Here is a 13,741-nt window from a genome sequence, read left to right on the forward strand (position 1 = left end):
ATCGATACAGGAGGGGAGAGCAGCAGTGACCTACTCGATTGCAGAACCGTGCGTAGATGTACTGGACAAAGCGTGCATCGAAGAGTGCCCGGTGGATTGCATCTACGAGGGTAACCGAATGCTGTACATCCACCCCGACGAATGCGTCGACTGCGGGGCCTGCGAGCCCGTGTGCCCCGTCGAGGCCATTTTCTACGAGGACGACGTTCCCGAGCAGTGGAGCGCTTACGTCGGTGCCAATGTCGACTTCTTCGACGACCTGGGATCTCCCGGCGGTGCCGCGAAGCTCGGCAAGACCGACTACGACCCGCCGTTCATCAAGGCTCTGCCTCCCATGGGCGAGAACTGACGCCTTGGCACGTAGAGCGGTGGCAGCGGCGCTGCCCGATTTTCCCTGGGACTCGTTGACCGCTGCCAAAGAGAAGGCGTCGGCGCACCCGGACGGCATCGTCAACCTGTCGGTCGGTACTCCGGTCGATCCGGTTGCCGAGGTCATCCGCACCGCACTGAATTCGGTTGCGGGCGAACCCGGGTACCCGACGACCGTCGGTACCGTTGCGCTCCGGGAGGCCGCGGTGGCTGCGCTCGAGCGCCGCTACTCGATCACCGGCATCGGGGTCGACGCGGTGCTGCCGGCCATCGGCACCAAGGAAATGATCGCCTGGTTGCCGACTCTGTTGGGTCTGGGAGCCGACGACCTGGTCGTCATCCCCGAATTGGCCTATCCCACTTACGAAGTGGGTGCTCTGCTTGCCGGTGCTCGTATTCTGCGGGCAGACGGTCTCGCGCGACTCGGACCGGAGCGCGCGTCGTTGATCTTCGTCAACTCTCCGTCCAACCCGACGGGCAAGGTGCTCGGCGTCGACCACCTGCGCAAGGTTGTCGACTGGGCCCGCGAGCGCGACGCCATCGTCGTCTCCGACGAGTGCTACCTGGGACTGACCTGGGACGCGGATGCCGTGTCGGTACTGGATCCTCGCGTGTGCGACGGCGATCACACCAATCTGCTTGCCGTGCACTCACTCTCGAAGACCTCGAACCTGGCGAGTTATCGCGCCGGCTTCGTCACCGGCGACGCGTCCCTCGTGGCCGAGTTGCTCGAGGTGCGCAAGCACGCCGGCATGATGGTGCCGCTGCCGATCCAGGCTGCCATGACCGCAGCATTGGCCGACGACGAGCACGAGAGCATTCAACGCGAGCGATACCGCGCCCGGCGCACCGTGCTCAAAGCTGCCGTCGAGGCAGCAGGATTCACCGTCGACCACTCCGAGGCGGGGCTCTACCTGTGGGCTACGCGGGGCGAACCGTGCCGGGACACCGTCGACTGGCTCGCCGAACGCGGCATCCTCGCCGCTCCGGGAGAGTTCTACGGGCCGGACGGCGGACAGCACGTGCGAATCGCACTGACGGCTACGGACGAGCGCATCGAGGCTGCGGCCACTCGCCTGCGCGGCTGATTTCGGCAGACACTCACGTCAGTTGGACCCGGCTCGGACCGGGTGTTCTCATGTACGCATGACCCTCACCCTGCTGCTCAGCTTCGCCGGCGTGTGTTTTCTGCTGGCGATTCTGCCCGGGCCCGATTCGTTTCTGGTGCTGCGGTACCGCATCGGCGGCCTCAAGCCCGGGATCGCGGCGGCGATGGGCGTCGCGATCGGCGGACTGTTCTGGGCCGTGCTGGTAGCTGTTGGGCTGGCGGCGATCGTCGAGCAGTCGGCGACGGCGTATCGCGTGGTCAAGATCCTCGGCGGGCTGTATCTGCTGTACCTGGGCGTGAAGGCGTTTCGGGCACGCCGAAAGAACAAGGTGGCCGGTGAGCCGCTGGTGCCGGTTGCTGCGGCCGCATGGTCGGCGTTCGGTGCCGGGGTTCTCTCGTGTGCGCTCAATCCGAAGGTGGGACTGTTCTACCTGGCCGTGGTGCCGCAGTTCCTCACCGTGGTCACGTTCACCGGTGCAATGACGCTCGGTCTGGTCGAGGTGGTGGTGGCCGCCCTGGTGATGGGAGTGTTCTCCGTCGTCGCCTCACGCGCGGTCGCGTTGTTGCGCAAGCCGGCGGTGACCGACTGGCTGGACCGCATCAGTGCCGGATTCCTGGTCGCCCTCGGCGTCGGAACCGTCGCGTCCTCGGCCTAGCGGCGACAGCGGTCAATCGAGGTCGGGCTCGCCCACATCCCAGCCGCCGCGTCTGATGCGCAGGATGTAGACCAGTTCGTTGCTGCCGAACGCTTCGACGGTGGTGAAGCGCTTCGGCTCGGTGTTGACCTCGGGATTGCGTGCGTGGGCTTCCTCGTAGAGCTGAGTGGCTCGCAGATCGGCCAGTTCCACCCGCGTCCAGAAATCGTCCGATTGGACCGAGTAGACCAGCCTCGGCGCGCCGTCGGTGACGTGCGCGATGTCGATGGCGTCGTCGTCCGAATCCTCGTCTTCGAGATCCAGGTCGAGTTCGTCCTCGGAATCGGTGTCCTGCTCGGCGTCGGTTCCGATCAGATAGACGCCCGCCTGCAGGTCACCGGCGGCGACCGTCATGTACTCGGCGTAATCGCCGGTGTCGATTCCGTCCACGTCCATGTATGTACGGTAGCCATGTGCTGCTTCGTTCACTGAACCCACTCGCCGTTGCGCGGGGAGACGATATTCCCGACGCCATCACCATCGACGGAGTCTCGCTTTCTCGCGCCGACATCCTGGGTGCGGCGACCTCGGTTGCCGAACGTATCGCGCGGGCAGATCGGCTCGCGATCTACGCAACGCCGTCGGTCAAGACGGTGCTCGCGGTCGTCGGCGCCCTGATCGCTGGGGTCACCGTGGTGCCCGTTCCGCCGGACGCGGGTGTCGCCGAACGCGAGCACATCCTCCGGGACTCGGGTGCGCAGGCGTGGCTCGGCGAAGCTCCGCCCGATACCGCCGGGCTCGAGGTTCTACCGGTGCGTCAGCACGCGCGGTCGTGGCACAGCTACGCCGAACCGCAGCCGTCTTCCGTTGCGTTCGTGCTCTACACCTCCGGTACCACCGGTCCACCGAAGGGCGTCCTGATCTCTCGCAGCGCCATCGCGGCCGGCCTCGACGCGCTGGCCGAGGCGTGGAGCTGGACGTGGAAAGATACTGTGGTGCACGGGCTTCCGTTGTTCCATGTGCACGGTCTCATCCTCGGGGTCCTCGGCCCGCTGCGGGTCGGCAGCCCACTGATTCACACCGGTAAGCCGACTCCGGAGCTCTACGCGGCAGCGCGTGGTTCCCTCTACTTCGGGGTGCCGACGGTGTGGTCGCGGGTCGCCGCCGACGAGACGTCCGCCCGAGCTCTCGCGGACGCCCGGTTGCTGGTCTCCGGCAGTGCGCCGCTTCCGGTACCGGTGTTCGAGAAGCTGCGCGAGCTCACCGGCCAGGCCCCGATCGAGCGGTACGGTATGAGCGAAACCCTCATCACCATCAGTACCCGCGCCGACGGTGAGCGTCGCCCGGGCTCGGTGGGACTCCCGGTCGCAGGCGTCGAAACCCGATTGCGCGGCGAGCAGGGCGAAATCCTGCCCCACGACGGTGAATCGATCGGAGCACTGCAGATCCGTTGCCCCATGCTGTTCGACGGCTACCTGAACAACCCGGAGGCGACAGCGAAGACCTTCACCGAGGACGGCTGGTTCGACACCGGAGATGTCGCTCTCATCGAGCCGGACGGCTTTCACCGCATCGTCGGGCGCGCGTCGACGGACCTGATCAAATCCGGTGGCTATCGCGTCGGCGCGGGGGAGATCGAGACGGTGCTGCTGGGGCATCCGAGCGTGGACGAGGTCGCTGTCGTCGGCTTACCGGACGACGATTTGGGCCAGCGCATCGTGGCCTTCGTCGTCGGCACCGATGTCGAGGATCGGGTGCTCATCGATCTGGTGGCCACCGAGCTGTCGATTCACAAGCGGCCCCGCGAGATTCGCGTGGTCGACTCGCTGCCGCGCAATGCCATGGGCAAGGTGCAGAAGAAGCTGTTGTCGTAGTCGTCAGCGGGGGTGTGAGGTGGCCGTTAGCCTCGAAAGTATGACGACACTCGACGGCGCACGCATTCTCGTATTCGGTGCCAGTGGTGGGCTGGGGTCCCCGATAGTCGACCAGCTCGCCGAAGCCGGTGCTCGGTTGACCGTCAGCGGTCGCAGCCTCGAGTCCTCGGATCATCACACGGTGAATGCCGATCTGACGCTTCCGGATTCGGCTCGATCGGTGATCGCAGAGGCCGTCGAACACCACGGCGGTCTGGACGGGATCGTGATCGCCGCCGGCGTGGTGGCGTTCGGCGCAGTCAGCGACGTGGACGACGACACCGTCGACGAGTTGCTGCTGCTCAACTACCTGGCACCGCTGCGTGTGCTGAGAGAAGCCATGACCACTCTGGATCAGGGTGGCTTCGTCCTCAACATCAGCGCGGTGGTGGCCGACAAGCCGATGCCGAACATGGGTGCCTATTCTGCGAGCAAGGCCGCGGTGAGTGCGCTGCTGAAAAGTGTTCGCACCGAAGCCCGTAAGTCGAAGATCAGGATCGTCGATGTGCGGCCACCGCACACCGAGACCGGCTTGGCCACTCGGCCGATCGCCGGGCAGGCGCCGAAACTGCCACAGGGGCTGACCCCGGAGTCGGTGGCAGCGCGCATCGTCGCGGCCATCACCGACGACGAGACCGACCTCGGCGCGGACCAGTTCTCGTAGGCGAGACCTTCCTAGGCTATTGTCGGCTTCGTGACCGAGACACATGTGACCGACGCAGCCAGAAGGCTCGTTCGTCGTCGCACCATCGACTTCGGTCTCGTCTGCACCTCCTCCTGTTCGTAACAGTCGATCGAACCCATTCCCGACGGGCTTTTTGCGCTCCTCGGGTAGTTCCGGCAACCCTCGAATCGAACAGGAATTCTCATGACCACATCTGTTTCTCATCTCGGCGGCGTCATCGCTGCCACCGATGACGCCGTGCAGGCCGACGCGAAGAACGCCCAGGTCGTCTTTCGTGGTTCGGCCACCGCACACGACGCCGTCGCCAGCACCGTCACACTCGGCAAGTACAGCGTCGAGGTCGACGAGCCGCCGGCCCTCGGCGGGGAGAACAAAGCCGCCAATCCCGTGGAGTACTACCTCGCGTCGCTGCTGTCCTGCCAGGTGGTCACCTATCGTGTCTGGGCCGAGAAGCTGGGCATCGTCGTCGACGACATCAGCGCAAAGGCCGAGGGAGATCTCGATGTGCGCGGATTCTTCGGGTTCGACGACGCGGTGCGCCCAGGGTTCGGCGAGGTGCGTGTTGTCGTCACGGTCACGGGGCCGGAGACGCGGGAACGGTACGAGGAGCTGCAACAGGCCGTCGACGATCACTGCCCCGTGCTGGATCTGACGCGCAATCCCACCCCGATCCACACCGTTCTCGAAACGGCCTGAGGTCATGAGCGAACGGACATTCGGCCTGCGTACCAGAGCAATTCACGCCGGAGCAAGGCCTGATCCTTCCACCGGTTCGCGTGCTGTGCCGATCTATCAGACGGCGAGCTACGTGTTCGAGAATTCCTCGGACGCAGGCGATCTGTTCGCTCTGCAGAAGTACGGCAACGTCTACAGCCGTATCGGTAACCCGACCGTCGCCGCCTTCGAGGAGCGCATCGCGAGCCTCGAAGGCGGCATCGGAGCGGTCGCGTTCGCCAGTGGGTTGGCGGCCGAGTTCGCGGTGTTCGCTGCTCTCGCGGGCACCGGGGACCACATCGTCGCGGCGGCCGGTCTCTACGGCGGCACGGTGACCCAACTCGACGTCACACTCCGCCGGTTCGGTGTCGAGACCACCTTCGTTCCGGGCACCGATCCGGCGGATTACGCTGCTGCGGTCACGGATTCGACCAAACTGATCTACGCCGAGATCATCGGGAACCCGTCGGGGGAGATCGCCGACCTCGAGGGTCTCGCCGCCGTTGCGCACGAGCACGGAATCCCGTTGGTGATCGACGCGACGATGGCGACCCCGTGGCTGAGCAGGCCCATCGAGTTCGGTGCCGACATCGTGATCCACTCGGCGACGAAATTTCTCGGCGGGCACGGCTCGACGCTGGGTGGAGTGGTGGTCGAATCCGGTCGATTCGACTGGGGCTCGGGCAAATTCCCGCAGATGACCGAGCCGGTGGCCTCGTACGGGGGCCTGTCGTGGTGGGGAAACTTCGGCGAGTACGGCTTTCTGACCAAGCTGCGCAGCGAGCAACTGCGCGACATCGGTGGTGCGTTGGCACCACAGTCGGCCTTCACCCTGATCCAGGGTGTCGAGACGTTGCCGCAGCGCATGGACGCACACGTTGCCAATGCCCGAGTGGTCGCCGAGTGGCTGGAACAGGATCCGCGCATCGACTACGTGAGATGGGCTGGGCTACACAGTCACCCGCATCACGATCGATCCGAGAAATATCTGCCCGCCGGGCCCGGTGCGGTGTTCGCCTTCGGAATCGACGGGGGTCGCGACGCCGGTCAGACGTTCGTCGAAAGTGTCCGGGTTGCCAGCCACGTCGCCAACATCGGCGACGTGCGTACCCTCGTGATTCACCCGGCCAGCACCACCCACCGGCAGCTGACCGACGATCAACTCCGCGGAGCGGGTGTCGGCCCGGAATTGATCCGCATCAGCGTCGGACTGGAAGACGTCGAGGACATTCTCTGGGATCTGGATCAGGCCCTGACGCTGGCAACCGGAAAGGCACGCTCGTGAGTGAACGCACCTGGCAGGGCCCGTCCGCCCAAGAGCGTCAGCGCATTCTGCGGGAAACCAGGACGGTGGCAATCGTCGGTGCGTCCAAGAACCCCTCGCGGGCATCCTATTTCGTCAACCGGTATCTGTCGTCGACGAGTAACTACGAGATCTTTCTCGTCAATCCGACGATCAGCGAAATCGAAGGAACAACGGTTTATCCGACGCTCGCCGACCTACCGAAGCCGCCGGATCTGGTCGACGTCTTCCGCAAGTACGACGACCTTCCTGCGGTGCTTGCCGAAACCATTGCGGTGCAGGCGAAGACGATCTGGCTCCAGCTGGGACTGTGGCACGAGCAGGTGGCCCACGACGCCGAAGCCGCCGGATTGAACGTCGTCATGGATCGCTGCCTCAAGATCGAACACGCGCGATTCCACGGAGGATTGCATCTGGCCGGATTCGATACGGGAGTGATCGATTCGCGTCGTACACGGGGGTAGGCGCGCCGCACGCCTCACCACGTCAGGACGGTGTTGTCCTCGAATACCAGTCCGGTGGGTCCATCGGCGTCGAGGGTGGCGAGTCGAATCGCGACGGCCGCACCCTCGTCCGGCGATCGTGTTCCGCGGAATCCGTTGAAGTCGGTGGCGACGTGCCCGGGGGCTGCTCCGTTGACCTTGATCGGGGTATCGGCGAGGTCTCGGGCGTAGTGAACGGTGAGGGCGTTCAGAGCGGTCTTCGAGCTCGAATACGCCATCGACGGCGTGCCCACCCATGCACCGTCCTCGCCGATGGAACCGCGCTTGCTGGTGACGTTGACGATCCGACCGGCCGGGGACTTTCTCAGTAGCGGCAGGAATGCGTTGGTCACATCGACGACGGCAAAGACATTGACGTCATACACCTTTCGCAGATCCGACGAACTCTCCTCGGTAGGGCGGTGATACCCGACGTTGACGCCGGCGTTGTTGATCAGAGCATCGAGGTGGCCCACTTCGGTGTCGATGTGTCGGACGGCCTCGTCGAGGTCGCCGGTCGAGGTGACGTCGAGCCGAATCGGGCGTATGTCTCCGTCGATCCCGGTGGCCGCGGTGACGCCCCCGGCGAGATCTCGCGAGCCCAAATAGACGACAAAGCCCTGGGCGGCGAGGCCGCGGACGATGGCAAGGCCGATGCCTCGGTTGGCACCCGTGACAAGAGCGGCGTGTGTTGTCATGTCAACACAATGCACCCGGTTGCGTTGTCATGTCAACAGCGGGTGGATAGGCTGGCGTAATGTCGCTGTTGAACGAATCTGAGATGGCCCTGTGGCACGTATGGAAGCGGGCGCAGGACACCGTGTGGACTCGCGTCACCGCGGAGATTGCGGACGAAACTGGCTTGTCGGACCAGGATTTCGCGGTTCTGACCCGAGTGCACGAGATAGGGGATGGGGTGCTGCGGCAGAGCGCCTTGGCGGCGTTGCTCGAGTGGCATCGCAGCCGGCTGTCGCACCATCTGACCCGCATGGCCGACCGCGGACTCATTACTCGGCGTCAGGTCGACGGGGGAGTGGAGGTATTTCTCACCACCGCGGGACGCGATGCCGTCGTGCGCGCTCGGCCCGTTCACGCCGAGGCGGTCCGACGGCATCTGCTCGACGCGATCCCGGCTTCCGAGCGAGCGGCATTCGAGCGCATCCTCGTCGGCCTCACGCCTTCAGCAGGCGACCGCTGATCACTGTTGCCAGACCGCGCGGGGCGAGGCGCACGCTGCCTGCGCTGATCTTGTTGGACAGACCGGACACGACACTGGCCGGAGTGCGACGAGAATCCAACGCGCGCAATGCCGTCGAGACAACTTGCTCGGATGTCTGAAAGTTGCCCACCGCGGCGTCTTTCGATCCCACGACGTCGAAGAATTCGGTACGCGTCGGACCGGGGGAGAGCGCGAGGACTTTCAACGACGAGGTGCGGTACTCGAATGCCAGAGCCTCGGTGAAGTTCAAGACGAACGCTTTTGTCGCCCCGTACACGGCCATGTTGGGCGTCGGTTGATACGCAGCGGTACTCGCCACGTTGATCAGCGCACCGGTCAGGTTCGGCAGGAATGCGTGAGTGAGGTCGACCAGCGCACTGACGTTGAGGGCGATCTCTGCGGCCACGCGCTCCGGATCCTCGTCGGCGAACCGGCCGTGCGTTCCGAAGCCAGCGTTGTTGACCAGGGAAGTGGGAGTGATCCCTTTCTCGGCCAACGTGGTTCGCAGCGCTGCGCCGACTCCAGGCACGCCCAGGTCCATCGCCACGACGGTGGCAGTGACGCCGTGGTCGGCCTCGATGCGGCGAGCGAGCGCCTCGAGTCGATCGGCCCGCCGCGCCACGAGGACTACGTTCTCGCCGCGTGTGGCGAATCGGGTGGCGAATTCCTCGCCGAGGCCTGAGCTTGCTCCGGTGATGAGCACTGTGGAAGTCATGAGCGCAAATGTAGGCAGTGTCAGCATTGTTGTCAATGCCAACATCCCTTAGGGTGAGTACATGGCAACGCGGCGCTACCACCATGGTGACTTGCGGGCGGTACTGCTCGACGCGGCCGAACGGAGCATTGCGCAGGGTGGGGTCGACGCGCTCTCGCTGCGGCAGTTGGCCAGAGATGTCGGAGTCAGTCACGCCGCCCCGGCTCGGCATTTCAGAGACAAACAGGCATTGTTGGATGCGCTGGCGCTACACGGTTTTCAGGAGATGAACCGCCGGATGGCCGCCGCCGCGACCGGTCCTGGTGAGCTGATGTCGCGGTTTCGTGGCGTCGCACGTGCGTATCTCGGATTCGCCGTCGAGCATGCCGAACTGCTGGATGTCATGTACAGCACCAAACACCACCCCGATGCCAGCGAAGACCTGAAAGCTGCTGCGGGCCAGAGTATGACGGCAACCGAAGCGTTGTTGAAGGACGCCATTGGCGCCGGCATGATCACCGAGGCACCCACCGAGATACTCGCTCGGGTGGCATTCGCGAGCGTGCACGGCCTCGCGGTGCTCGCCACCGGTGATCTCCTCGACGGCGTCCCCGTCGAGGATCTACTGGACGCAACCGTCGACACCCTGATGCGCGGGTTCACCTGATCTGGTCGTTCCGCAGGCTCCACTGATGATCGGGTCGTTCCGCAGGCTCCACTGATGATCGGGTCGTTCCGCAGGCTCCACTCCTGTGGCTAAGTTGAATGGCATGACCGAATACGACCTGCAACGCTTCGTCGACGCCCAGGACCCCGTCTGGAATGCAGTGACGAAGGAACTGAAGGCGGGACGCAAGCAGACGCACTGGATGTGGTTCGTGTTCCCGCAGTTGGCGGGGCTGGGCCGCAGTGCAACTGCTCAGCACTTCGGCATCGCCGATCTGACCGAGGCGGAACTGTACTTGTCTCACGAGGTGCTGGGACCGCGCCTGAGCAAGGCAGCTCGGCTGACCGTCGGAATCGAGGGCCGGACGATCGACGAGATCTTCGGTTATCCGGACAATCTGAAACTGCACTCGTCCATGACGCTTTTCGCCGAAGCTACCAAGGGCACGTCCGTTTTCGGCGAAGTGTTGCGAAAGTATTTCGACGGTGAATCCGATGGCGGAACACTCGACTTGCTCGACGAGCGATACCGCTAGCATCGCACCCATGACGACTCCACTCGCCGGATCCATTGCCTTCGTTCACGCCAGCTGGCACCTGGACATCGTCGACCGCGCGCGAGTGGGTTTCGCAGCAGAACTCGAGCGGCTCGGCCAGGCCGGTACGTCCATCGACGTCTTCGAGGTCCCGGGAGCATTCGAGATCCCGCTGCATGCGCAGCGGCTGGCCAAGACCGGAAAGTACTCGGCGATCGTTGCCGCCGCACTGGTGGTGGACGGCGGAATCTATCGACACGACTTCGTCGAGACGGCGGTCATCGACGGCCTCATGCGGGTGCAGCTGGATACCGACGTCCCCGTGTTCTCGGTGGTGCTCACTCCCCACCATTTCCACGAGCATGCCGACCACAAGGCCTTCTTCACCGCGCATCTCGAAACCAAAGGTGCCGAGGCGGCGAGAGCTGTGGTCAAAACTCTGGCCTCGCTGGGAACCATCGGCTGACGCTGGGGCCGACGCCATGGCCGATTCTGTGCGCGGGACCGATTGCCACACTGCGCCTGGGCTTCACGAAGTACTCGCGGAACTCGAACGGCGAGAACCGATCTTCCACCGCCGCGAGTGCGGCACCACGCGGGAAGACTTCGAGCGCCTCACCGATCCAAGTTTTTGGGAGATCGGAGCTTCGGGTCGGCTCTACAGTCGCGAACACGTCTGGTCGGTCCTCGAAGACCGGTATTCGTCCGACCCGAGCGGTCGGCTCGACCCTGATTGGGAGACCAGCGGGTTCGAGCTCCGGGAAATCGCCCCGGCGACCTACCTGCTGACCTACACGCTGCGGCTCGACGGCAGGCATACCCGCAGAACGACGTTATGGCAGCGACGGGACGGTGACTGGAAAATCCTCTATCACCAGGGAACCGTGATCGCAGACCAGAAATCGTGAAGTGTGACGGATGAGTCGACCTCTACCACGAGCTACCGACAGATTCTGTTTCACGAATAGTGAAGCAGAGCAATAGTTTTCGATGCGACTATCATTGTCAGTCGAACACATGTTCGATACACTTGATCCATGACAACGGAGATCTGGCAACTGAGCGAGGCAGAACTCCTCGCCGACTCTGCTGATGTCTCCCACCGAATCCAGTTGCTCGAAGCCCGACGTATCGCCCTCGTCGCCGAGATCGATACTCGCGTCTCCCGCGAGAAGCTCGGATTCCCCGGGCCCGCCGGTTGGCTCACCTCCACCACCCTGCTCACCCCCGGCAAAGCCACCAAGATCGTCGCCCTCGCCCGCGGACTGAAGAACTTCCCCGACATCGCCGACGCCGTCAGCACGGGCGTCATGTCCGTCGACCATGCCGCTCTGATCCTCGCCTTCGCCGAAACACCACCGAAGAACCTCCCGCAAGAAGGCCAGGACATCGCCCGCGCCGCCATGATCAAGGCTGCGACCGGACCACAAGCGCGCACCGGCCGCATCCGCGAAGCGATCACCAAACTCGAGGACACCTACGGCAGCAAGAAACCGCCCCCCGAGGACACCGACCGCAACGAACTCTTCGCCTCCACAACCCTCAACGGGCGGCTGGTGCTCAAGGCCGACTTCGATGCCATCACCGGAGAAAAACTCCTCACCGCACAGCACCGCTCACCGAACCCCGACCCGCAGCCGACGGTACCCAAGACGAACGCAGCCCCGCCCGGCGCCGAGCCGACGCATTCGGGCACATCCTCGACCGCTACCTCGCCTCCAGCAACCGACCCACCGAAGGCGGCGAAAAACCGCACCTCAATCTGCACATCAGCCTGCGCGACCTCACCAACCTCCGCCGCACCATGAACACCGACTCTGACTCTGACTCTGACTCTGAGAATGGCAGCATCGCAACCGAATCCGACAACGACAGCCGGCCAGCCACCGCCGATCGCGGCGCGTATCGGGACTTGTTCGGTGACGGCACCACTGTCGGGTGGCTGCCGTGGATGGGGCCACTCTCCCGCAATACGTCCCGGCAACTGGCCTGCGATTGTCTTCTCACCGCCATCGTCATGGATGAGAACGGCTCACCGATCAACCTCGCCCGCACCGCACGCACTGTCACCGCGAAACAGAAACGCGCGTTGACCGCTCGCGATCACGGCTGCGCGTTCCCCGGCTGCGGCAAACCCGCAGCCTGGACCGAAGGCCACCACATCTGGCACTGGACCGATGGTGGACCCACCGACATGAACAACCTCGTCCTGCTCTGCGGATTCCACCACCGACTCATTCACCACAGTGACTGGGAAGTGTTCATCGCCGCCGACAACCACCCGTGGTTCATCCCGCCGGCCACCGTCGACCCGGATCGAAAACCCCGACAATCCCACGCCCGAGCCGGCCCCCACATCGCATAAGCCCATACAAGCAATCCAGCCCCGCACCGAGAACACGGTGCGGGGCTGGAAGAGGTTGGCCGTAAAGCTAATTCGAGAACGTAGCTCTCAGTCGTTGGCGTGCAACACTGCGTTCAGTTCGACGCCGGTGCCCTTCCACGGCACCACCTCGACCGCACCCGAGAGCGAGTTGCGACGGAACAGTAGGTTGGACTTCCCGGTCAGAGTCGCCGCCTTCACCACAGTTCCATCCGGTCCGCTGACCTTCGTGCCCGCGGTGATGTAGAGCCCCGCCTCGACGACGCAATCGTCACCGAGAGAGATACCGAGTCCGGAGTTGGCACCGAGCAGGCAACTCTTCCCGACAGAGATGACGTTCTTGCCGCCGCCGGAGAGTGTGCCCATGATGGACGCGCCGCCGCCGACGTCGGAACCGTCGCCCACAACAACGCCTGCCGAGATGCGCCCCTCGACCATCGAGTTGCCGAGCGTGCCTGCGTTGAAGTTGACGAAGCCCTCGTGCATGACCGTCGTTCCACTGGCCAGATGAGCACCGAGGCGCACGCGGTCGGCGTCGGCGATGCGAACTCCGGTGGGAACGACGTAGTCGACCAGACGCGGGAACTTGTCGACGCCGTACACCGTCACGTGCCCGCGTGCGCGAAGCTTCGCGCGCACCGTTTCGAAGCCGTCGACCGCTGCGGGGCCGAAGTTGGTCCATACGACGTTGGCGAGCAGACCGAATACTCCGTCGAGGTTCTGCCCGTGCGGCTGAACCAGCCGGTGCGAGAGCAGATGCAGTCGCAGATACGCATCGTGCGCGTCGATCGGGGCGTCGTCGAGGGAGGCGATGCTGGTGCGAACCGCAACGACCTCAACACCGCGCGCGTCGTCCGGTCCGACGAGAGAAGCGAACTCCTCCGGGATCTCGGATCCCTCGAGTCGAGTGGTGCCGGTCTCGAAGCCCGACCCGAGCTCGGGGCTCGGAAACCAGGTGTCGAGAACGACACCCGACGTCGTGATGTTGGCAATACCTACTGCTGATGCTCCCTGTGCGCTCACGGCAGGAAGAA

General features: G+C 64.4%; 18 protein-coding genes and 2 pseudogenes. 16 read left to right on the forward strand and 4 right to left on the reverse strand.

Features of this window, described 5'->3' with window-relative positions; translation table 11 throughout:
* Positions 1-25 precede the first annotated feature (25 nt).
* Genes fdxA through ACQR3T_RS22940 form a run of 3 tightly spaced genes read left to right on the forward strand, consistent with a single transcriptional unit; the run spans position 26 to position 2,133 of the window.
* Complete coding sequence (fdxA, locus tag ACQR3T_RS22930) at positions 26-349, forward strand: ferredoxin (RefSeq protein WP_008714223.1); 324 nt, start codon at positions 26-28, stop codon at positions 347-349.
* A gap of 4 nt (positions 350-353) precedes the next feature.
* Positions 354-1,457 carry a succinyldiaminopimelate transaminase gene (gene dapC / locus ACQR3T_RS22935; protein ID WP_428694923.1) on the forward strand — a complete coding sequence of 368 codons (1,104 nt, stop codon included), beginning with the start codon at positions 354-356 and terminating at the stop codon, positions 1,455-1,457.
* A 58-nt stretch (positions 1,458-1,515) separates the two neighbouring features.
* On the forward strand, positions 1,516-2,133 hold the full coding sequence (locus tag ACQR3T_RS22940; protein WP_428694924.1) for a LysE family translocator: 618 nt from the start codon (positions 1,516-1,518) through the stop codon (positions 2,131-2,133).
* Positions 2,134-2,145: 12 nt separating this feature from the next.
* Here ACQR3T_RS22940 and ACQR3T_RS22945 read toward each other — a convergent pair whose 3' ends face one another.
* Positions 2,146-2,568, reverse strand: coding sequence for a hypothetical protein (locus ACQR3T_RS22945; RefSeq protein ID WP_032380587.1), 423 nt, complete (start codon positions 2,566-2,568; stop codon positions 2,146-2,148).
* A gap of 2 nt (positions 2,569-2,570) precedes the next feature.
* On the opposite strand from ACQR3T_RS22945, the gene ACQR3T_RS22950 reads away from it, so the two are divergent.
* The 5 genes from ACQR3T_RS22950 (at position 2,571) to ACQR3T_RS22970 (ending at position 7,191) form a co-directional block, all read left to right on the forward strand.
* On the forward strand, positions 2,571-3,986 hold the full coding sequence (locus ACQR3T_RS22950; RefSeq protein WP_032380588.1) for an acyl-CoA synthetase: 1,416 nt from the start codon (positions 2,571-2,573) through the stop codon (positions 3,984-3,986).
* 40 nt (positions 3,987-4,026) lie between these two features.
* Positions 4,027-4,689 (forward strand): SDR family NAD(P)-dependent oxidoreductase, encoded by a 663-nt coding sequence (locus tag ACQR3T_RS22955; RefSeq protein WP_428694925.1) that lies wholly within the window; start codon positions 4,027-4,029, stop codon positions 4,687-4,689.
* Between the two features lie 204 nt (positions 4,690-4,893).
* Positions 4,894-5,406, forward strand: coding sequence for an OsmC family protein (locus ACQR3T_RS22960; protein WP_032380590.1), 513 nt, complete (start codon positions 4,894-4,896; stop codon positions 5,404-5,406).
* A 4-nt stretch (positions 5,407-5,410) separates the two neighbouring features.
* Positions 5,411-6,709: an O-acetylhomoserine aminocarboxypropyltransferase/cysteine synthase family protein gene (locus ACQR3T_RS22965; protein ID WP_032380591.1), complete on the forward strand. Its 1,299-nt coding sequence runs from the start codon at positions 5,411-5,413 to the stop codon at positions 6,707-6,709.
* On the forward strand, positions 6,706-7,191 hold the full coding sequence (locus ACQR3T_RS22970; protein ID WP_428694926.1) for a CoA-binding protein: 486 nt from the start codon (positions 6,706-6,708) through the stop codon (positions 7,189-7,191). The genes ACQR3T_RS22965 and ACQR3T_RS22970 overlap by 4 nt, the downstream gene beginning before the upstream one ends.
* Before the next feature lie 14 nt (positions 7,192-7,205).
* On the opposite strand, the gene ACQR3T_RS22975 is transcribed toward ACQR3T_RS22970, so the two are convergent.
* Complete coding sequence (locus ACQR3T_RS22975; protein WP_428694927.1) at positions 7,206-7,907, reverse strand: SDR family oxidoreductase; 702 nt, start codon at positions 7,905-7,907, stop codon at positions 7,206-7,208.
* Positions 7,908-7,966: 59 nt separating this feature from the next.
* Between ACQR3T_RS22975 and ACQR3T_RS22980 the strand changes: the two genes are divergently transcribed.
* Positions 7,967-8,407, forward strand: a complete 441-nt coding sequence (locus ACQR3T_RS22980) for a MarR family winged helix-turn-helix transcriptional regulator (RefSeq protein WP_032380594.1) — start codon at positions 7,967-7,969, stop codon at positions 8,405-8,407.
* Here ACQR3T_RS22980 and ACQR3T_RS22985 read toward each other — a convergent pair.
* Entirely contained in the window at positions 8,382-9,143 is a 762-nt protein-coding gene (locus ACQR3T_RS22985) for an SDR family NAD(P)-dependent oxidoreductase (protein ID WP_428694928.1), read from the reverse strand. The genes ACQR3T_RS22980 and ACQR3T_RS22985 overlap by 26 nt on opposite strands.
* 61 nt (positions 9,144-9,204) lie before the next feature.
* Between ACQR3T_RS22985 and ACQR3T_RS22990 the strand changes: the two genes are divergently transcribed.
* The 7 genes and pseudogenes from ACQR3T_RS22990 to ACQR3T_RS23020 all read left to right on the forward strand — a co-directional run bounded on the left by ACQR3T_RS22990 (position 9,205) and on the right by ACQR3T_RS23020 (position 12,689).
* Positions 9,205-9,789: a TetR/AcrR family transcriptional regulator gene (locus ACQR3T_RS22990; RefSeq protein WP_032380596.1), complete on the forward strand. Its 585-nt coding sequence runs from the start codon at positions 9,205-9,207 to the stop codon at positions 9,787-9,789.
* Positions 9,790-9,892: 103 nt separating this feature from the next.
* On the forward strand, positions 9,893-10,324 hold the full coding sequence (locus ACQR3T_RS22995; RefSeq protein WP_428694929.1) for a DUF1810 domain-containing protein: 432 nt from the start codon (positions 9,893-9,895) through the stop codon (positions 10,322-10,324).
* A 10-nt stretch (positions 10,325-10,334) separates the two neighbouring features.
* Positions 10,335-10,790 carry a 6,7-dimethyl-8-ribityllumazine synthase gene (locus ACQR3T_RS23000; protein WP_037171563.1) on the forward strand — a complete coding sequence of 152 codons (456 nt, stop codon included), beginning with the start codon at positions 10,335-10,337 and terminating at the stop codon, positions 10,788-10,790.
* A gap of 16 nt (positions 10,791-10,806) precedes the next feature.
* Positions 10,807-11,232, forward strand: coding sequence for a DUF4440 domain-containing protein (locus tag ACQR3T_RS23005; protein ID WP_428694930.1), 426 nt, complete (start codon positions 10,807-10,809; stop codon positions 11,230-11,232).
* Between the two features lie 129 nt (positions 11,233-11,361).
* Positions 11,362-11,739, forward strand: a pseudogene (locus tag ACQR3T_RS23010) (DUF222 domain-containing protein); the annotation flags it as partial.
* Between the two features lie 158 nt (positions 11,740-11,897).
* Positions 11,898-12,053: pseudogene (locus ACQR3T_RS23015) on the forward strand (hypothetical protein); the annotation flags it as partial.
* Positions 12,054-12,128: 75 nt separating this feature from the next.
* Positions 12,129-12,689 carry an HNH endonuclease gene (locus ACQR3T_RS23020; protein ID WP_428694977.1) on the forward strand — a complete coding sequence of 187 codons (561 nt, stop codon included), beginning with the start codon at positions 12,129-12,131 and terminating at the stop codon, positions 12,687-12,689.
* 87 nt (positions 12,690-12,776) lie between these two features.
* Here the strand turns inward: ACQR3T_RS23020 and dapD are convergent, their stop codons facing one another.
* A complete protein-coding gene (gene dapD, locus ACQR3T_RS23025) occupies positions 12,777-13,730 on the reverse strand; it encodes a 2,3,4,5-tetrahydropyridine-2,6-dicarboxylate N-succinyltransferase (RefSeq protein ID WP_037171561.1) in 954 nt (317 codons plus the stop codon).
* Positions 13,731-13,741: the final 11 nt, after the last annotated feature.

It is taken from the genome of Rhodococcus sp. IEGM1428, from assembly GCF_050321865.1.
Taxonomy (GTDB): Bacteria; Actinomycetota; Actinomycetes; order Mycobacteriales; family Mycobacteriaceae; genus Rhodococcoides.

Coding starts and splice junctions, on each gene's coding strand:
- ACQR3T_RS22955 (WP_428694925.1), top strand. CDS start 4,027: ATGACGACACTCGACGGCGCACGCATTCTCGTATTCGGTGCCAGTGGT.
- ACQR3T_RS22980 (WP_032380594.1), top strand. CDS start 7,967: ATGTCGCTGTTGAACGAATCTGAGATGGCCCTGTGGCACGTATGGAAG.
- ACQR3T_RS23020 (WP_428694977.1), top strand. CDS start 12,129: ATGAACACCGACTCTGACTCTGACTCTGACTCTGAGAATGGCAGCATC.
- ACQR3T_RS23000 (WP_037171563.1), top strand. CDS start 10,335: ATGACGACTCCACTCGCCGGATCCATTGCCTTCGTTCACGCCAGCTGG.
- ACQR3T_RS22960 (WP_032380590.1), top strand. CDS start 4,894: ATGACCACATCTGTTTCTCATCTCGGCGGCGTCATCGCTGCCACCGAT.
- ACQR3T_RS22940 (WP_428694924.1), top strand. CDS start 1,516: ATGACCCTCACCCTGCTGCTCAGCTTCGCCGGCGTGTGTTTTCTGCTG.
- ACQR3T_RS22985 (WP_428694928.1), bottom strand. CDS start 9,143: ATGACTTCCACAGTGCTCATCACCGGAGCAAGCTCAGGCCTCGGCGAG.
- ACQR3T_RS22990 (WP_032380596.1), top strand. CDS start 9,205: ATGGCAACGCGGCGCTACCACCATGGTGACTTGCGGGCGGTACTGCTC.
- ACQR3T_RS22965 (WP_032380591.1), top strand. CDS start 5,411: ATGAGCGAACGGACATTCGGCCTGCGTACCAGAGCAATTCACGCCGGA.
- ACQR3T_RS22950 (WP_032380588.1), top strand. CDS start 2,571: ATGTACGGTAGCCATGTGCTGCTTCGTTCACTGAACCCACTCGCCGTT.
- ACQR3T_RS22975 (WP_428694927.1), bottom strand. CDS start 7,907: ATGACAACACACGCCGCTCTTGTCACGGGTGCCAACCGAGGCATCGGC.
- ACQR3T_RS23005 (WP_428694930.1), top strand. CDS start 10,807: ATGGCCGATTCTGTGCGCGGGACCGATTGCCACACTGCGCCTGGGCTT.
- ACQR3T_RS22945 (WP_032380587.1), bottom strand. CDS start 2,568: ATGGACGTGGACGGAATCGACACCGGCGATTACGCCGAGTACATGACG.
- ACQR3T_RS22995 (WP_428694929.1), top strand. CDS start 9,893: ATGACCGAATACGACCTGCAACGCTTCGTCGACGCCCAGGACCCCGTC.